Raw genomic sequence first — 18,762 nt, forward strand, 5'->3', positions numbered from 1 at the left:
GGGCCGTATGTTTTTCTTGTCATTATGCCCATCAATAAACGAGTCTATTCCCTGTTAACCAGCATCTTTATCTGAGAATAATTACCTTTAATTTTTTATCTGCATCTCTAGCTAATTATCGAGAGAGATAAATAGTTAAGAGAAGGCAAAATGAATATTATCAGTTCTGCTCGCAAAGGAATTCCCGTACACTGAACTCTCCGGCTCACTGAGGGCACCATCATGGCACTCCCCCGTATTACCCAAAAAGAGATGACTGAACGCGAGCAGCGCGAACTAAAAACATTGCTGGATCGCGCGCGTATTGCGCATGGTCGCGTGCTGACCAACTCGGAAACTAACAGCATTAAGAAAGAGTACATCGATAAATTAATGGTTGAGCGTGAGGCTGAAGCAAAAAAAGCCCGCCAGTTGAAGAAAAAGCAGGCTTATAAACCCGATCCCGAAGCATCGTTTAGCTGGTCGGCAAATACGTCGACGCGTGGTAGGCGCTGATCAGCGCCCCTTCTTTTTGCGCCCCGGCGAGGTAAAACGCTTACCGTTGGACGCCGGGCGACCGCCTTTTTCCGCCGTTTTTTCCATCTTAACGACTGGACGTTTGATGCCCGCCGTTTTCGGTTTGGCCTTCGCTTTGGGTTTTACCTCAGAAGTGGAATTCTCAATTAATTTAAAGAGATCAATTAGCTCATCGTCGGTTAAATCGCGCCACTCACCCAGCGGAATGCCGCTTAAACTGACGTTCATAATGCGCGTACGCTCCAGCTTTTTCACTTCGTAACCAAAGTGCTCACACATGCGACGGATCTGACGGTTCAGGCCCTGCACCAGGGTAATGCGGAAGACAAACGGCGCTTCTTTTTTGACTTTACACTTTTTAGTCACTGTCCCGAGGATTGGCACCCCCGCCCCCATACCACGAATAAATTCATCGGTAATCGGTTTATCGACCGTCACCAGATACTCTTTCTCATGATCGTTACCCGCACGGAGGATCTTATTCACCAGATCGCCGTGATTGGTGAGGAAAATCAGCCCCTGGGAGTCTTTATCCAGGCGGCCAATCGGGAACACGCGTTTGCTGTGGTTAACAAAATCGACAATGTTATCGCGCTCGCCATCTTCGGTGGTGCTGACAATACCGACGGGCTTGTTCAGGGCGATAAGTACCAAATCTTCGGCTTCCCGAGGCTCAATCAACTGACCATTTACTTTCACAACGTCGCCGGGTTTCACCTGATCGCCAATGGTGGCTCGCTTGCCATTAAGGAACACATTGCCTTGCTCGATATAGCGATCCGCTTCGCGGCGTGAGCAAATTCCGCTTTCGCTGATGTATTTATTTAAACGGACTGATGAGTCGGGCAGCATAAATTCTCCTGTAAAAAACGGAATATACCGTACCTTTGGGTTGATAAAAAATAGTCATGTGCGAACTATTTGTTATTTCCATTGGCTTGAATTCGTTACCTGCTCAAATCACTTTCCAGAAGCAATGTGCGACATCGTGAGCCATGTCAGTAAGCGATTAAAATCACAGTGATAGCATGCCTCCCGTGATTTCTTACTAACCGGAGAAGTAATGGAACTGCTTTTATTGAGTAACTCGACGCTGCCGGGAAAAGCCTGGCTGGAACACGCGCTGCCGCTGATTGCTGAACAGTTGCAGGGTCGCCGTTCAGCGGTATTTATTCCTTTCGCGGGCGTAACGCAGACCTGGGATGATTACACAGCGAAAACGGCTGCGGTTCTCGCTCCGCTGGGTGTTTCTGTCACCGGTATTCATAGCGTTGTCGATCCCGTTGCCGCGATTGAAAATGCGGAAATTGTGATTGTCGGCGGCGGTAATACTTTCCAGTTGCTGAAACAGTGCCGCGAGCGCGGGCTGCTGGCACCAATTACTGACGTGGTGAAACGTGGCGCGCTGTATATTGGCTGGAGCGCAGGCGCTAACCTTGCTTGCCCAACCATTCGTACCACCAACGATATGCCGATTGTCGATCCGCAAGGTTTCGATGCGCTAAATCTGTTCCCGCTGCAAATCAACCCGCACTTCACCAACGCGCTGCCGGAAGGCCATAAAGGTGAAACCCGTGAGCAGCGTATTCGCGAACTGCTGGTCGTCGCGCCAGAACTGACGATTATTGGTCTGCCGGAAGGTAACTGGATCACAGTAAGTAAAGGTCACGCTACGCTGGGTGGCCCGAACACCACTTATGTGTTTAAGGCTGGTGAAGAAGCGGTGCCGCTGGAAGCGGGTCACCGTTTTTAAGTGAATTGCCGGATGCATGATCCGGCATCTTGTACATAGTGCCTGATGCGACGCTTTACGCGTCTTATCAGGCCTATAGGGTCACGGTATTAATACTCGTCCCGTCCTTCATCTTCATCCGGCTGTTCCAGCACACTGTAAGCCACCGAACAAAACAGCGAGTTCAAACGCTGCATATCGCCCAGTAAGCCTAAATGTAGCGAACTGGTTTCAATGCTCTGCACGTTTTGCTGATGCAGGCGATCAACGTGGGCGTGAGAATAGCGGCGATTAAGAATGCGAAAACGATGCTTGCTGCGGCGTAAACGACGGGCGCTGGCAACATCGCCAGAGAAGAAAACCGACATGGCCAGTTTTAAATTACTGAGCAATTGCTCATAGAGTGCATCCAATTCCTTCAAGCCATCAAGCGAAAATGCTCGCCTTGCTGCCAGCGATTTGTCGGCAATTTCACTCCCCATGCGCTCGACGATATCGGAGGCCTGTTCAAGGTTAAGCGACATTTCGATAATCTCCGCCCAGCGACGCGACTCTTCCTCCGCCAGCTCTTCTTTTGGCATTCGCGCCAGATACAGCTTAATGGCGGTGTAGAGAACGTTGATATCATCTGCCAACTTACGCAGCTCTTTCTCCTGCCGTGGCTCGCCGTGCATCACTTTATTCAACCCTTCCATCATCTGTTCCATGGCGTCGCCAATGCGCAGGGTTTCGCGGGCAGCGTTCGCCAGAGCAAGCGTGGGCGTATCCAGCGCGCTGACATCCAGATGTTTAGGCCGTAGCTGGGTATCCAGTTCCGGTTCATCGCGAATAATCGTTTTGCAAAACCGTGCCATCGGGTCAACGAATGGCAACATGACCAGGCAGCGTACAAGGTTGTAGAAGACGTGGAAATAGATCACCAATTCCGCTTTTGACAATGGCAACTTCCCCATTGTCTCTGCCAGCAAATGGACAAACGGCAGGATAATCAGGCTACCCACCAGCTTAAACAGCAGGCTACCCAGCGCGACACGGCGAGCTGCGGCATTGGCGGCACTGTTGTTGAGCATCGCCAGCAAGCCGGAGCCGAGGTTAGCACCAATCACCAGACAAAGTGCCACGGGGAAGGAGATGATGCCTGCGGCGGTCAGAGTCGCGGTCAGCAGTACAGCAGCAAGGCTGGAGTAGCTGATAATGGCGAACATCGCGCCAATCAGCGCATCCAGCAGAATATCGCCGGTTAGCGAGGCAAAGATCACCTGAACGCCGTTTGCCTGGGTGATCGGCGTTACGGCCTGCACAATCAATTCCAGCGCCAGTAAAATCAGCCCAAGACCAATACCGACACGGCCTAGTTGCCCGGCGCGTGACTGTTTGCGGCCGAGGAAAAAAATCACGCCGATAAAAATAAGTAGCGGTGACAACCAGGATAAATCGAAGGTGAGAATACGCGCCATTAGCGCGGTCCCGACATCTGCACCCAGCACAATGACCAAAGCCGGTGCGAGGGCAACCAGATCCTGAGCGACGAACGAAGTCACCAGCATGGTGGTAGCATTACTGCTCTGCACCAGTGCGGTAACGCCGATCCCCGCACAAAAGGCGAGCGGCTTTTTTTCGACGCTCCGGCTCAGAACGGTACGCAGACGTGCGCCGAAGACGCGCATTACGCCTGTTCGAACAATATGTGTCCCCCAGACCAACAGGGCGACGGCAGAAAGCAGGTGAAGCAGCGTTAACACGAGTTCAGGTTCTCCTTATCGTTATATGTTCCTGAAGCAATTGAATGACCAAAGGACCGGAAACACGCTGACTGAAATCTTTATCGTGACTTTTGACATTCGTTTTTCCGGCTAAGATTATTCCAGCCTGATTCCAGTATAAGTGTTTCATATTAATAAAGAGACAGGGCACTCATTGAGCGCCCTGTTTGTTGTAAGGAAAAGTGACAGATTTGTGAATCAGTCCGCGTCATACCCCAGATTCGGTGCCAGCCAGCGTTCAACATCTGAGACGCTCATACCTTTACGGCGGGCATAGTCTTCGACCTGATCGCGCTGAATTTGCGCCACCGCGTAATACTTGCTGTCCGGGTGGCTGAAGTACCAACCCGAAACCGATGCACCGGGCCACATGGCGAAAGATTCTGTGAGTTTCATGCCGGTATGTTTTTCCACTTCCAGCAACTCCCAGATAGTGGCTTTTTCCGTATGTTCCGGGCAGGCCGGGTAGCCCGGTGCCGGACGGATGCCCTGGTAGTTTTCGCGGATCAGTTCTTCGTTGCTGAGGTTCTCGTTCGGCGCATAGCCCCAGTAGACTTTACGCACACGCTCATGGAGATACTCCGCAAAGGCTTCGGCTAAACGGTCGGCAAGCGCTTTCACCATGATTTTGTTGTAATCATCGTGCTGTGCTTCAAAGGCATCAGCCAGTGCGTCCTCTTCCAGTCCGCCAGTCACGGCAAATGCGCCGATGTAATCTGCTTTACCAGAAAGCTTCGGCGCAACGAAGTCAGCGAGACAGTAGTTAGCGAAGCCCGTTTTTTCGGTCTGTTGACGCAGATGGTGGCTGACGTTGATCACATGGGTACGCGTTTCGTCACGGTAGATTTCAATGTCATCGCCCACACGGTTTGCCGGGAACAGCCCCACCACGCCACGCGGATTCAGCGTTTTCTCGGCGCTTAATTTATCCAGCATGTCGTTGGCGTCTTTAAACAGCCGCTGCGCCTCAACGCCTACCACTTCATCTTCCAGAATGCGCGGATACTTCCCGGCCAGCGACCAGGTCATAAAGAACGGCGTCCAGTCGATGTAATTACGCAGCGTTTCGATGCTGGCTTCCACTTCCTGCACGCCGAGACGGTGCGCCACCGGCGGCGTATAAGCCTGCCAGTCAAAAGCGAAGTCGTTATCGCGCGCCGCTTCCAGCGTGACCGGTGGAGTGCGCGGTTTCTTGCGCCCGTGTTGAATACGCACGGTTTCGTACTCCTTGCGGGTACGAGCAACGAAATCATCGCGCTGAGTGTCGGAAAGCAGCGCCGCCACCACACCAACGGTGCGTGAAGCGTTCTGCACATACACCGTCGGGCCGCTGTAGTTCTGCTCGATTTTCACCGCCGTGTGCGCTTTTGAGGTGGTCGCGCCGCCAATCAATAGCGGAATGGTGAAGCCCTGACGCTCCATCTCTTTCGCCACGTTGACCATTTCATCCAGCGACGGCGTGATAAGCCCCGAAAGGCCAATCAAATCAGCATTCACTTCTTTGGCGGTGCGGAGAATTTTTTCCGCCGGCACCATCACGCCGAGATCAACAATTTCGTAGTTGTTACATTGCAGCACCACGCCAACGATATTTTTACCGATATCGTGGACGTCGCCCTTCACTGTAGCGATCACCATCTTGCCGTTGGTTTTGCCCTGCTCTTTGCTGGCTTCAATAAACGGTTCGAGATACGCCACCGCCTGCTTCATCACACGCGCCGATTTGACCACCTGCGGCAAGAACATTTTGCCTTCGCCAAACAGATCGCCGACCACGTTCATGCCGTCCATCAACGGGCCTTCAATCACTTCAATCGGGCGCGTAGCCTGCTGGCGGGCTTCTTCGGTATCCTGCTCGATAAACTCGGTAATGCCTTTGACCAACGAGTATTCCAGACGTTTATTCACTTCCCACGAGCGCCACTCCGCCTGCTGGGCGTTGGCGGTGTCGTCGGTTTTGCTGCCGCGATATTTCTCGGCAAGCTCCAGTAAACGCTCGGTGCCATCGTCGCGACGATTAAGAATCACATCTTCCACCGCGTCGCGCAGTTCAGCGGGTAGGTCGTCGTAAATCGCCAGTTGCCCGGCGTTGACGATCCCCATATCCATGCCATTGCGAATAGCGTAGTAGAGGAACACCGCGTGAATGGCTTCGCGCACCGGATCGTTGCCACGGAATGAGAACGAAACGTTAGAAACGCCGCCGGAAATCAGCGCGTGCGGCAGTTCACGTTTGATGTCTTCACACGCGCCGATAAAGTCCTGCGCGTAGTTGTTGTGCTCTTCAATACCGGTTGCGACCGCGAAGATGTTCGGGTCAAAGATGATATCTTCTGGCGGGAAGCCAACCTCTTCGGTGAGGATTTTGTACGCCCGACGGCAAATCTCGATTTTCCGTGCGCGGGTATCGGCCTGGCCCTGTTCGTCAAAGGCCATCACCACGACTGCCGCACCGTAGCGACGCAACAGTTTCGCGTGATGAATAAAGGCGTCGACGCCCTCTTTCATCGAGATAGAGTTAACAATACCTTTGCCCTGGATACACTTCAGACCTTTTTCAATGACGTCCCATTTTGAGGAGTCGATCATAATCGGCACGCGAGCGATATCCGGTTCACCCGCAATCAGATTAAGGAAACGCACCATCGCCGCTTCGGCGTCGAGCATCCCTTCATCCATGTTGATATCGATAATCTGCGCGCCGTTTTCCACCTGCTGACGCGCCACATCCAACGCCTCGCTGTATTTCTCTTCTTTGATCAGGCGCTTGAACTTAGCGGAACCGGTGACGTTGGTGCGTTCACCCACGTTCACAAACAGGCTATCGTCGCCAATGTTCAGCGGCTCCAGGCCAGACAAACGGCAGGCTACGGGAATTTCCGGCAGTTTGCGCGGCGCTAATCCTTCTACTGCACGACTCATCGCTGCAATATGTTGTGGCGTGGTGCCACAGCAGCCGCCGACGATATTGAGAAAGCCCGCTTGTGCCCATTCACGTATTTGTTTTGCCATCGTGTCGGCGTCGAGATCGTATTCACCAAAGGCGTTGGGCAGCCCGGCGTTCGGGTGCGCGGTTACGTAGCATTCCGCAATCCGTGACAGCTCCTGCACGTACTGGCGCAGTTCATCGGGCCCCAGCGCACAGTTCAGGCCAAAGGTCAGCGCTTCGGCGTGGCGCAATGAGTTGTAAAATGCTTCAGTGGTCTGCCCGGAGAGCGTGCGCCCGGAGGCGTCAGTGATGGTGCCGGAGATCATTATCGGCAGTTCAACGCCCAGCGCTTCGAACTCCGTTTTCACCGCAAAGACCGCCGCTTTGGCGTTAAGGGTGTCGAAAACGGTTTCAATCAGGATCAGATCCGCACCGCCTTCCACCAGCGCTTTAGTGGATTCTCGATAAGCCGCCACCAACTGGTCAAAAGTGATGTTGCGGAATGCTGGATCGTTGACGTCCGGAGAAATAGACGCCGTGCGGTTGGTCGGGCCGAGAACACCGGCAACGTAGCGCGGTTTCTCCGGCGTACGGGCGGTCCACTCGTCAGCACAGGCACGGGCCAGCTTCGCCGCCGCAAAGTTGATTTCCGCCGACAGGGATTCCATCTGGTAATCCGCCATCGCAATAGTCGTGGAGTTGAAGGTGTTGGTTTCGATGATATCCGCGCCCGCTTCAAAGTAGGCGTTGTGGATAGCGGCGATCACTTCCGGTTTGCTGAGTACCAGCAGGTCGTTGTTGCCTTTGAGATCGCATGGCCAGTCGGCAAAGCGTTCACCACGAAAATCGGCTTCGTTCAGTCGATAGCTCTGGATCATAGTGCCCATACCGCCATCCAGCACCAGAATACGTTCATTTAACTGCGCACGCAGTTGTTCCACTTTGCTGCTCACACTTGCTCCCGACACGCTCAACCCAGATTTAATAAAAATTCAACAAACCATACTGGCATAAACGCATCTGTGGTAAAAGCGACCACCACGCAACATGAGATTTGTTCAACATTAACTCATCGGATCAGTTCAGCAACTATTGCATTAGCTAACAATAAAAATGAAAATGATTTCCACGATACAGAAAAAGGAGACTGTCATGGTCGCACCCATTCCCGCGAAACGCGGCAGAAAACCCGCCGTTGCCACCGCACCAGCGACTGGGCAGGTTCAGTCTTTAACGCGTGGTCTGAAATTACTGGAGTGGATTGCCGAATCCAATGGCAGTGTGGCACTCACGGAACTGGCGCAACAAGCCGGGTTACCCAACTCCACGACCCACCGTCTGCTAACCACGATGCAACAGCAGGGTTTCGTGCGTCAGGTCGGCGAACTGGGACACTGGGCAATCGGCGCACATGCCTTTATGGTCGGCAGCAGCTTTCTCCAGAGCCGTAATTTGTTAGCCATTGTTCACCCTATCCTGCGCAATCTAATGGAAGAGTCTGGCGAAACGGTAAATATGGCGGTGCTTGATCAAAGCGATCACGAAGCGATTATTATCGACCAGGTACAGTGTACGCACCTGATGCGTATGTCCGCCCCTATTGGCGGTAAATTACCGATGCACGCTTCCGGTGCGGGTAAAGCCTTTTTAGCCCAACTGAGCGAAGAACAGGTGACGAAGCTGCTGCACCGCAAAGGGTTACATGCCTATACCCACGCAACACTGGTGTCTCCTGTACATTTAAAAGAAGATCTCGCCCAAACGCGAAAACGGGGTTATTCATTTGACGATGAGGAACATGCGCTGGGGCTGCGTTGCCTCGCAGCGTGTATTTTCGACGAGCACCGCGAACCATTTGCGGCAATTTCGATTTCCGGGCCGATTTCACGTATTACCGATGATCGCGTAACCGAGTTTGGTGCGATGGTGATTAAAGCTGCGAAGGAAGTGACGCTGGCGTACGGTGGAATGCGCTGACTTTTTCTGGCGGGTAGAGGTAATATTCTGCCCGTCATACCTGAGTAGCAATAGAATAAGGGTATCTGTTAATCGCATTGACGCAAAAATAACTTAATATCATACACTTCACACACTTTTATTAACTCAGAATTATTTTTAAACATCAAACCACTTAATTATTAACAAAATCGCAAGAACTCATTGCGCCGAAACTTTTGCGGTTTCATTATGAGATTGAGCGATTTATGATATTTCTTTACTTGTAATCATATTAAATTTTTCACTGTTCTGATAGTTAAAATTCCAGACATCAATAAACAATGAGATATTTAAATGATTACTCGTATTCATCGCAATTCTTTCTCTTTAAATATTAATAATACAGCCCAGACAAATGAATACCAAAACCTGAGTGAATTGTTTTATAAAGAACTCGAGAATAAATTTTCTGGCAAGGAGCTGGGGACACCTCTATTAAAAAGCTTCTCAGAAAACTGTAGACAAAACGGCCGTCATATCTTTAGTAATAAGGATTTTGTCATTAAATTTTCCACATCTGTCTTACAGACTGATAAAAAAGAAATTACGATAATTAATAAAAATGAAAACACGACACTCACTCAAACCATTGCTCCAATATTTGAAGAATACCTAATGGAAATTTTACCTCAACGCTTAGACACTCTTGATAAACAAGAATTAAACCTAACCTCAGATAGAAAAGAAAAAGAATTTCCAAGAGTTAAACTTAATGGTCAATGTTATTTTCCGGGGCGCCCCCAAAACCGTATAGTATGCCGACACATTGCTGCACAATATATTAATGATATTTATCAGAATGTTGATTACAAACCCCATCAAGATGATTATTCTTCAGCTGAAAATTTTCTCGCTCACTTCAACAAAAAATGCAAAAACCAGACTTTGGCGTTAATTTCCAGCCGTCCTGAGGGGCGTTGTGTTGCTGCCTGCGGTGATTTCGGTCTAGTTATGAAGGCATATTTTGACAAGATGGAATCAAATGGTATCAGTGTTATGGCAGCCATATTATTGGTGGATAACCATGCTTTGACGGCCCGGCTAAGAATAAAAAATACAACTGAAGGATGTACCCATTACGTGGTTTCGGTTTATGATCCTAATGTAACTAACGATAAAATAAGAATCATGAGCGAAAGTAAAGAGGATATTAAACACTATTCTCTGATGGATTTTATGAATGTAGATTATAGCCTCCTGAAATGGTCAAATGATCATGTTATTAACCAATCTGTTGCAATAATTCCAGCACTTCCGAAAGAACAGCTATTGATGTTAAAAGGATCTGTGGATGAAATAACCCCTCCATTATCACCTGCAACGATGAATTTGCTCATGGCAATTGGTCAGAATCACAAACTTACGCAGCTGATGATTCAGCTCCAGAAAATGCCAGAACTACATAGAACAGAAATGTTGACTGCCTATAATAGTATTAACCTGCCAGGTTTATATTTGGCTATAAATTATGGTAATGCGGATATCGTTGAGACTATTTTCAATTCACTGTCAGCTCCTGGATATGAAGGATTACTCTCGAAAAAAAACCTCATTAATATTGTGGAGGCAAAAGATAAAAATGGTTGTTCTGGATTATTTTTAGCGATATCACGTAAGGATAAAAATGTCGTAACCTCGATTCTGAACGCCTTACCTAAACTTGCTGCTACACATCATTTAGATAACGAACAGGTGTATAAAATCCTGAGTGCCAAAAGTAGATCGTCCAGCCATGTTTTATACTATGTTATGGCGAATGGTGATGCCGACATGCTGAAAGTTTTTTTGGATGCATTACCTTTGTTAATTCGCACATGTCATTTGACTAAAGAGCAGGTATTCGTTCTCCTGAAGGCAAAGGATTTTTATGGTTACCCGGGGCTATACCTGGCGATGCAAAATGGGCATAGCGATATCGTGAGAGTTATACTCGAAGCATTGCCCTGTCTGGCCCAGGAAATTAACATTTCCGCTTCTGATATTGTAGATCTTCTGACCGCCAAAAATCTTGCGCGCGACACGGGTTTGTTTATAGCCATGCAGCGCGGACATATGAACGTTATTAAGACTATTTTTAACGCATTACCCACTCTGTTTAATACGTTTAAATTCGATAAAAAAAATATGAAGACCCTCCTCCTGGCACATAATTCTAATGAATATCCCGGTTTGTTTTCAGCGATACAGCATAAACAACAAAACGTTGTAGAGACAGTTTATCTTGCTTTATGTGACCATGCACGCCTTTTTGGATTTACCGCTGAAGATATTATGGATTTTTGGCAACATAAAGCGCCACAAAAATACTCTGCCTTTGAATTGGCTTTTAAATTGGGTCACCGGGTTATTGCTGAATTAATCCTTAATACGTTAAATAAGATGGCTGAAAGCTATGGCTTTACGGATAACCCTCGATACATCGCGGAGAAAAATAAGATGGAAGCTTTACTCAAAAAAGCATCTCCCCATATCGTACGCTAAATCTTTGCCTGCGCCGGTACGCATAAACATCTTCCACATGCCCTTCACGTATGCGGTTTTGTAGTGCGCGCCAGTAGTCGGCGCGGAACAGATCGGCGTGCATCTCTTCAAACAGTGGCCCAATACGCGGGTCGGCGCATAGCCAGTGACGGAACTCTTCCGGGAAAACATCGCCCGGCGAGACGCTGTACCACGGTTCGCTGGCAAGTTCGTCTTCCGGGTAGCGCGGCGGTGGGATGTCGCGGAAGTTTACTTCCGTCATGTAGCAAATTTCATCGTAATCATAAAACACCACGCGCCCGTGACGGGTGACACCGAAGTTTTTAAACAGCATGTCGCCGGGGAAGATGTTGGCGGCAGCAAGCTGGCGAATGGCGTTGCCGTATTCTTCAATGGCGTCGCGCAACTGCTGACCTTCCACTTGTTCCAACCAGATATTGAGCGGCACCATCCGCCGCTCAATATAAAGATGGCGAATCACAATTTGTTCGCCGAGATCGGTGATTTTTTCCGCTGCTTCCTGGAGCAGTAATGCCATTAATGCCGGGGAAATATGCCGCTTCTCCAGCACAAAGTTTTCAAACTCCTGGGTGTCCGCCATTCGACCTACGCGATCGTGCTCTTTCACCAGTTGATAGCAGGCGCGAACGTGCGCGGCAGACATCTCTTTCTGCGGCGCGAACTTGTCTTTAATCACTTTGAACACCCGATCAAAACCCGGCAGCGTAAACACCAACATCACCATTCCACGAATACCCGGCGCTTCAATGAACTGCTCATTACAGCCCTGTAGATAAACGAGATATTCGCGGTAGCTCTCGGTTTTAGCGTGCTTCTGGCAGCCGATAGCCATATACAATTCAGCGGTGGTTTTACCCGGCAGAATTTCCCGTAGCCACTCGACCAGTGCTGCGGGCAGCGGTGCATAAACCATAAAATAGGAGCGTGCGAAGCCAAAGACGATGCTCGCTTCGGCGGTCGTCGTCAGGCAAGTATCAATAAATAACTCGCCGTCGTCCGTCTGGTGGATCGGCAGCAAAAATGGCAATGTGCCGGAAGGCGTGATCAGTTTGCCCACCAGCCAGGCGGCTTTATTGCGGTAAAACAGTTCGTTCGCCACCTGTAAATGACTTTCCGCGAGGTTGTCTGTCCCCAGCGTTTCCGTCAGATGGCGAACGATGTAATGAATGTCACGGCTTTTATTCTGCCAGCGCAGACGCAACGGCAGGTCGCTGATAACGCGCATCAGCAGAGATTCCCAGCCGTGATCGGGGTGAAAGTCTTTCGCCAGCGGGCGGGGAATGGTACGAAAACGGCGCTCTGGCTGGGAGCTAAAGATAAAAAGCCGCTCGGGAGTAAGCGAGCGGTGGTCAAATAACCGACAGTACACGGAGTTAAAAAAGCTCTCCGCAATCTCGAAACGCGGGTAGTCCGGCAACAGCCGGGTGTAATGCTCTTTGACACGCAGTAAAAATGCCGCGTCCGTGCTTTGGCCGTTGGTAATGCAGCGCAGTTGCTCCACCACCAGACCCACGTGATGATCGTAAAGATGGATACGGTTTTTCATCGCCTGCTGGACGGCGTGCCAGTCGGCTTGTTCGAAACGCTGCTGCGCCCCGGAAGTCACTTCGAGGAATCGACCATACTGAGCGTCGAAGCCTTGCAGAATGGTTTGTGCAATCAGTAATTCCAGGCCACGCGGCATTTGTTGCCCTCATCAGGAGCAGTGAATTGCCGGATAAGACGCGCAAATCGTCGCATCAGGCGTTGATTGCCGGATGCGGCGTGAACGCCTTATCCAGCCTACGGTCAGCAACGGTTGTAGGCCTAATAAGACGAGCAAGCGTCGCATCAGGCATCGTGCACCGATTGCCGGATGCGGCGTGAACGCGTTATCCGGCCTACGTTCGGCAACGACTGTAGGCCTGATAAGACGCGCAAGCGTCGCATCAGGCGCTCATTGTCGGATGCGGCGTGAACGCCTTATCCGACCTACAGTCAGCAACGGTTGTTGTTGCTTAGAACTGCGATTCTTCGGTGGAGCCGGTCAGCGCGGTGACTGAAGACGTGCCGCCCTGAATAATGGTCGTCACTTTATCGAAATAACCTGTACCCACTTCCTGCTGGTGAGATACGAAGGTATAGCCATCTTTCGCGGCGGCAAATTCCGGCTGCTGCACTTTCTCAACATAGTGCTTCATACCCTCGCCCTGGGCATAGGCGTTTGCCAGGTCAAACATGTTGAACCACATGCTGTGGATGCCTGCCAGGGTGATGAACTGGAACTTGTAGCCCATATCCGACAGCTGCTGCTGGAAGCTGGCAATAGTTTTGTCGTCGAGGTTTTTCTGCCAGTTGAACGACGGCGAGCAGTTATAAGCCAGCAGTTTGCCTGGATATTTCGCGTGGATAGCTTGTGCAAAGCGACGCGCCAGTTCCAGGTCTGGCGTGGAGGTTTCACACCATACCAGGTCAGCATATGGCGCATACGCCAGGCCACGGCTGATCGCTTGTTCAATACCTGCATGAGTACGGAAGAAGCCTTCGCTGGTACGCTCGCCGGTAATAAATTCGCTGTCATATGGGTCGCAATCGGAGGTAATCAGATCCGCCGCATCGGCATCGGTACGAGCAACCAGCAGGGTTGGAACGCCCGTCACGTCAGCTGCCAGACGCGCCGCGACCAGTTTCTGAATAGCTTCCTGAGTTGGCACTAAAACTTTGCCGCCCATGTGACCGCATTTCTTCACTGATGCCAGCTGATCTTCGAAGTGAACTGCCGCTGCACCGGCTTCAATCATCGCTTTCATCAGTTCAAAGGCATTCAGGACACCGCCAAAACCGGCTTCCGCATCGGCAACGATCGGCAGGAAGTAATCGACATAGCGCGGATCGCCCGGCTCAATGCCCGCGGACCATTGGATCTGATCCGCACGGCGGAAGGTGTTGTTGATCCGCTCCACCACAGCTGGCACCGAGTTTGCCGGATAGAGCGACTGATCCGGATACATGCTGGCCGCCAGGTTAGCGTCCGCCGCTACCTGCCATCCCGACAGATAGACTGCTTCAATACCCGCTTTCGCCTGTTGCAGCGCCTGACCGCCAGTCAGTGCACCGAGGCTGTTGATGTAGCCTTTTTTCGACTCGCCATGCAGCAGACGCCACATTTTCGCCGCGCCCAGTTGCGCCAGCGTGCATTCAGGATTGACTGAACCGCGTAATTTCACCACATCTTCCGCGCTGTATGGGCGAGTAATGCCTTCCCAACGCGGTTGAGTCCACTCTTTCTGTAATTCTTCAATTTGTTGTGTACGGGTTTTCATGTGCAGATGCTCCATAGTTATGTGGTGGTTTACGCTAACAGGCGGTAGCCTGGCAGGGTCAGGAAATCAATTAACTCATCGGAAGTGGTGATCTGTTCCATCAAGCGTGCGGCATCGTCAAAACGCCCCTGGGAGAAACGTTCTTCGCCCAGTTCGCTGGCAATGACTTTCATCTCTTCGCCAAGCATCTGGCGGAACAAGGCTTTGGTAACCGGTTTGCCATTACTCAACGTTTTTTGGTGATGGATCCACTGCCAGATGGAGGTACGGGAAATTTCAGCCGTCGCAGCATCTTCCATCAGGCCATAAATCGGCACACAGCCGTTGCCAGAGATCCACGCTTCGATGTACTGCACAGCCACGCGAATGTTGGCGCGCATACCTTCTTCGGTGCGTTCACCATCACAAGGTGCCAGCAGCTGATCGGCAGTAATCGGCGCGTCTTGTTCGCGCATCACTTCAAGCTGATTTTTACGGGAGCCGAGAATGTCGTTGAATACCGCCATTGCCGTGTCAGCAAGGCCTGGGTGAGCGATCCATGTGCCATCGTGACCGTTGTTGGCTTCCAGCGCTTTATCCGCTTTTACTTTGTTCAGCACCTGGTTATTGCGCTCTTCATCTTTGCTCGGAATAAACGCTGCCATGCCGCCCATCGCAAATGCGCCGCGTTTATGGCAGGTTTTGATTAACAGGCGTGAGTAGGCATTAAGGAACGGTTTATCCATCGTCACTGCCTGTCTGTCTGGCAGGACGCGATCGGGATAGTTTTTCAACGTTTTGATATAGCTGAAGATGTAATCCCAACGACCGCAGTTCAGACCAACAATATGGTCACGCAGCGCGTGAAGGATTTCATCCATCTGGAACACGGCGGGCAGCGTTTCAATCAGCAACGTCGCCTTGATGGTGCCGCGCGCTAGATTAAAGCGATCTTCTGCATAGCTGAAGACTTCGCTCCACCAGGCCGCTTCCTGCCAGGACTGGGTTTTCGGCAGATAGAAATAGGGACCGCTGCCCTTTGCCAACAGGGCCTGATAGTTGTGGAAGAAATAAAGCGCAAAATCAAACAGGCTACCGGGGATTGCCTCACCACTCCAGGTGACATGTTTTTCCGGCAAGTGCAGACCGCGTACCCGACAAATCAAAACCGCTGGATTGGGCTTGAGCTGGTAAATTTTGCCTGCTTCATTGGTGTAACTGATGGTGCCATTAACTGCATCGCGCAGGTTAATTTGCCCATCGATCACTTTGTTCCAGTCCGGGGCCAGTGAATCCTCAAAATCGGCCATAAAGACTTTCACATTGGCGTTGAGCGCGTTGATCACCATCTTGCGCTCAACCGGGCCGGTAATCTCTACCCGACGATCTTCTAAGTCCGCAGGAATCCCGCGAATTTTCCAGTCAGCATCACGAATGGAAGCTGTTTCCGAAATAAAATCAGGCAACGTTCCGTTATCGATATCCTGCTGCTGCTGAATGCGCGCTGCCAGAAGTTTATTGCGTTGTGGCGTAAAATGCGTCACCAGCTCAGTCAGAAACTCTACCGCTTCGGCAGTAAGAATTTGCTTCTCCTGCTCGCCATACGGCCTTGTGAAAACCAGTTCATCGGTTGTTGTTGCCTGTTCAGTCATCGTGCTGCTCCTCGTCATGGATCCGAAAACTTCCCCACTGTGAACGAAGGATCGTTGTGCGCTTTTCGTTCAGCACAACTAAGACTACTCATTTAAAATGCAAAATCAAAAACAATTTCCATTTTAAATAAAAATACATGTTAACCTATTGATAACAATATGAATAAAATTTATTCACCTCTTGAGGTGTGTTTCGGAAATAAAAAAGGCACCCGAAGGTGCCTGAGGTAAGGTGCTGAATCGCTTAACGATCGACTATCACAGAAGATTAATCCAACGTTGGATTCATGTGCCGTAGATCGTATGGCGTGATCTGGTAGACGTAATAGTTGAGCCAGTTGGTAAACAGCAAATTACCGTGACTACGCCAGCTCGCTCGCGGTGTATTTTGCGGATCATTATGCGGGAAATAGTTATACGGTACATCCGGGTCTAGTCCGGCTTCCACATCGCGGAAAAATTCCTGCGCCAGCGTATGTGCGTCGTATTCCGGATGCCCCGTCACAAAGGCAATGCGCTTATCTTTGCTGGCAAACAGATATGCATCCCCTTCTTCTGTCTCCGCCAGAATTTCCAGATCGGTATAATCACGAATCAACGCTGCCGGAAAGTCAGCATAGCGCGAATGCGGTGCCAGGAATGAATCATCAAAGCCACGCGTCAGAAGTGCATGAGGATGGAGAATATGATGCTCGTAAACGCCAGATAGTTTGTCGGTGCGGGTTTGCTTAGGAATGCCATAGAGGATATTGAGCGCTGCCTGTACCGCCCAACAGACAAACAGCGTTGAGGTGACGTGATCTTTCGACCACTCCAGCACCTGTTTGATTTGCGGCCAGTAAGCGACGTCATTAAACTCCACCAGTCCCAGCGGCGCGCCGGTAACTATCAGACCGTCAAAGTTTTGTTCCTGAATATCTTCAAAGTTACAGTAGAAGTTATTCAGATGCTCTGCGGGCGTGTTGCGCGATTCACGGGAATCGATGCGCAACAGCTGAATATCGACCTGCAAAGGTGAGTTTGAAAGCAGGCGCAGAAACTGATTTTCAGTTTCGATCTTCTTCGGCATCAGGTTAAGGATAAGCACCTTTAGCGGACGAATTTCCTGACCAGACGCGCGAGAAGTTGTCATCACAAAGACGTTTTCTTCACGCAAGAAATTGACGGCGGGTAGCTCGTCCGGCACACGAATCGGCATAACCTGATTACCTCACTACATACGCTTATACGTTTAGACATCCAGATAGCTGAAGATAACCAGAAAATTTGCCAATGTCGAGCCTGCATGTTGAAGGTGAGAAAGTTTCAAGGAAAAGGCTACGTTAGAATATAAGAATGACTAAAAGGAGAGGAAATGGTTATTAGTATTCGCCGCTCACGGCATGAGGAAGGGGAAGAACTGGTTGCGATTTGGTGCCGTTCTGTCGATGCCACTCACGATTTTTTATCAGCAGAGTATCGGGCCGAGCTGGAAGAGCTGGTGCGTTCCTTCCTGCCGGAAGCGCCGTTGTGGGTCGCGGTTAATGAGCGGGATCGGCCGGTTGGGTTTATGTTGTTAAGTGGGCAGCATATGGATGCGCTGTTTGTCGATCCTGATGCGCGCGGCTGCGGCGTGGGTCGGATGCTGGTGGAACATGCGCTCTCGATGGCACCGGAACTGACAACCAATGTTAATGAGCAAAATGCCCGGGCGGTAGGGTTCTATAAGAAGTTGGGATTTAAGGTTACGGGACGCTCTGAGGTGGACGATTTGGGGAAACCGTATCCGTTGCTGAATCTGGCGTATGTGGAGGCGTAGGCAATTTTTTTCTCATCCCGGTGAGCTGAACTTCAGGTTTCGTACCCACCAATGGTGACATGATTATTTCTGCTTAAGCATTGCCATGACCGCACTATCACTGAGCACCACTGATTGCGCATGGATGTGGAAATGGCGATATTTCATTAACGTTGCACCAGCGACCACTTCATGAAGAATGCGTTCCTCAACCTGTGACAAACCGCCCTCATTCATTTCCAGCGCGCTCACAACAATATCCATACGTTTTGCTGGCAAAAAAGAGTACCAGGGTGAACGTGGGTGGAGTTGCAAAACAAGATCTTGCAGAACTTTTTCTGCAACAAAGAAATTGGCGATTAACAGGCGCTGGTTACTGAAGGCAGCCTCTCCTGACACTTCACGTTTGCTTTCAAGATCGCGAACAGTAATTTGATTACGACGAATTTGGATATACAGAACTGACATGAGATTCCCTTCATCATGCAAATAATTGATATGCAAAAAACCCCGGCCTTATGGACCGGGGTTTTTCTAATTTGATGCCTGGCAGTTCCCTACTCTCGCATGGGGAGACCCCACACTACCATCGGCGCTACGGCGTTTCACTTC

13 protein-coding genes are annotated in these 18,762 nt (G+C 50.4%); 5 read left to right on the top strand and 8 right to left on the bottom strand.

The annotated features are described in order from the left end of the window. Positions 1 to 222: 222 nt before the first annotated feature. Complete coding sequence (locus FQ015_RS08430) at positions 223 to 495, top strand: DUF3811 domain-containing protein (RefSeq protein ID WP_001207638.1); 273 nt, start codon at positions 223 to 225, stop codon at positions 493 to 495. On the opposite strand, the gene rluF is transcribed toward FQ015_RS08430, so the two are convergent. Further along, complete coding sequence (gene rluF / locus FQ015_RS08435) at positions 496 to 1,368, bottom strand: 23S rRNA pseudouridine(2604) synthase RluF (RefSeq protein ID WP_000936373.1); 873 nt, start codon at positions 1,366 to 1,368, stop codon at positions 496 to 498. A 211-nt stretch (positions 1,369 to 1,579) separates the two neighbouring features. Here rluF and pepE point away from each other — a divergent pair, with 211 nt between their 5' ends. Beyond that, positions 1,580 to 2,269: a dipeptidase PepE gene (gene pepE / locus FQ015_RS08440; protein WP_000421763.1), complete on the top strand. Its 690-nt coding sequence runs from the start codon at positions 1,580 to 1,582 to the stop codon at positions 2,267 to 2,269. A gap of 89 nt (positions 2,270 to 2,358) precedes the next feature. On the opposite strand, the gene FQ015_RS08445 is transcribed toward pepE, so the two are convergent. Then, complete coding sequence (locus tag FQ015_RS08445) at positions 2,359 to 3,990, bottom strand: Na/Pi cotransporter family protein (protein ID WP_039020358.1); 1,632 nt, start codon at positions 3,988 to 3,990, stop codon at positions 2,359 to 2,361. 219 nt (positions 3,991 to 4,209) lie between these two features. Next, complete coding sequence (gene metH, locus FQ015_RS08450) at positions 4,210 to 7,893, bottom strand: methionine synthase (RefSeq protein ID WP_000096041.1); 3,684 nt, start codon at positions 7,891 to 7,893, stop codon at positions 4,210 to 4,212. A gap of 199 nt (positions 7,894 to 8,092) precedes the next feature. On the opposite strand from metH, the gene iclR reads away from it, so the two are divergent. Both iclR and FQ015_RS08460 read left to right on the top strand, forming a co-directional pair. After that, complete coding sequence (iclR, locus tag FQ015_RS08455) at positions 8,093 to 8,917, top strand: glyoxylate bypass operon transcriptional repressor IclR (protein ID WP_000226403.1); 825 nt, start codon at positions 8,093 to 8,095, stop codon at positions 8,915 to 8,917. Between the two features lie 315 nt (positions 8,918 to 9,232). Then, complete coding sequence (locus FQ015_RS08460) at positions 9,233 to 11,419, top strand: ShET2/EspL2 family type III secretion system effector toxin (RefSeq protein ID WP_000632859.1); 2,187 nt, start codon at positions 9,233 to 9,235, stop codon at positions 11,417 to 11,419. Here FQ015_RS08460 and aceK read toward each other — a convergent pair. The 4 genes from aceK to metA form a co-directional block, all read right to left on the bottom strand. Then, on the bottom strand, positions 11,388 to 13,124 hold the full coding sequence (gene aceK, locus FQ015_RS08465) for a bifunctional isocitrate dehydrogenase kinase/phosphatase (protein ID WP_001137232.1): 1,737 nt from the start codon (positions 13,122 to 13,124) through the stop codon (positions 11,388 to 11,390). The genes FQ015_RS08460 and aceK overlap by 32 nt on opposite strands. Before the next feature lie 313 nt (positions 13,125 to 13,437). Then, positions 13,438 to 14,742, bottom strand: coding sequence for an isocitrate lyase (gene aceA, locus FQ015_RS08470; protein ID WP_000857856.1), 1,305 nt, complete (start codon positions 14,740 to 14,742; stop codon positions 13,438 to 13,440). A 29-nt stretch (positions 14,743 to 14,771) separates the two neighbouring features. After that, the gene (aceB, locus tag FQ015_RS08475) at positions 14,772 to 16,373 is read right to left on the bottom strand and encodes a malate synthase A (protein WP_160523950.1); all 1,602 of its coding nucleotides are present in this window, start codon (positions 16,371 to 16,373) and stop codon (positions 14,772 to 14,774) included. 268 nt (positions 16,374 to 16,641) lie between these two features. Next, a complete protein-coding gene (gene metA, locus FQ015_RS08480) occupies positions 16,642 to 17,571 on the bottom strand; it encodes a homoserine O-acetyltransferase MetA (protein ID WP_001122781.1) in 930 nt (309 codons plus the stop codon). Positions 17,572 to 17,727: 156 nt separating this feature from the next. Between metA and FQ015_RS08485 the strand changes: the two genes are divergently transcribed. Continuing rightward, the gene (locus FQ015_RS08485) at positions 17,728 to 18,171 is read left to right on the top strand and encodes an acetyltransferase (RefSeq protein WP_160523951.1); all 444 of its coding nucleotides are present in this window, start codon (positions 17,728 to 17,730) and stop codon (positions 18,169 to 18,171) included. A gap of 63 nt (positions 18,172 to 18,234) precedes the next feature. Here FQ015_RS08485 and FQ015_RS08490 read toward each other — a convergent pair whose 3' ends face one another. After that, positions 18,235 to 18,618 carry a YjaA family stress response protein gene (locus FQ015_RS08490; protein WP_001353546.1) on the bottom strand — a complete coding sequence of 128 codons (384 nt, stop codon included), beginning with the start codon at positions 18,616 to 18,618 and terminating at the stop codon, positions 18,235 to 18,237. Positions 18,619 to 18,762: the final 144 nt, after the last annotated feature.

This window comes from Escherichia sp. HH26CH (assembly GCF_009820205.1).
In the GTDB taxonomy this organism is placed as follows: Bacteria; Pseudomonadota; Gammaproteobacteria; order Enterobacterales; family Enterobacteriaceae; genus Escherichia; species Escherichia coli_F.

Bases quoted from the DNA above. Each gene is read 5' to 3' on its own strand.
- FQ015_RS08430 (WP_001207638.1), top strand. From the start codon at position 223: ATGGCACTCCCCCGTATTACCCAAAAAGAGATGACTGAACGCGAGCAG.
- rluF (WP_000936373.1), bottom strand. From the start codon at position 1,368: ATGCTGCCCGACTCATCAGTCCGTTTAAATAAATACATCAGCGAAAGC.
- pepE (WP_000421763.1), top strand. From the start codon at position 1,580: ATGGAACTGCTTTTATTGAGTAACTCGACGCTGCCGGGAAAAGCCTGG.
- iclR (WP_000226403.1), top strand. From the start codon at position 8,093: ATGGTCGCACCCATTCCCGCGAAACGCGGCAGAAAACCCGCCGTTGCC.
- FQ015_RS08460 (WP_000632859.1), top strand. From the start codon at position 9,233: ATGATTACTCGTATTCATCGCAATTCTTTCTCTTTAAATATTAATAAT.
- aceK (WP_001137232.1), bottom strand. From the start codon at position 13,124: ATGCCGCGTGGCCTGGAATTACTGATTGCACAAACCATTCTGCAAGGC.
- aceA (WP_000857856.1), bottom strand. From the start codon at position 14,742: ATGAAAACCCGTACACAACAAATTGAAGAATTACAGAAAGAGTGGACT.
- aceB (WP_160523950.1), bottom strand. From the start codon at position 16,373: ATGACTGAACAGGCAACAACAACCGATGAACTGGTTTTCACAAGGCCG.
- metA (WP_001122781.1), bottom strand. From the start codon at position 17,571: ATGCCGATTCGTGTGCCGGACGAGCTACCCGCCGTCAATTTCTTGCGT.
- FQ015_RS08485 (WP_160523951.1), top strand. From the start codon at position 17,728: ATGGTTATTAGTATTCGCCGCTCACGGCATGAGGAAGGGGAAGAACTG.
- FQ015_RS08490 (WP_001353546.1), bottom strand. From the start codon at position 18,618: ATGTCAGTTCTGTATATCCAAATTCGTCGTAATCAAATTACTGTTCGC.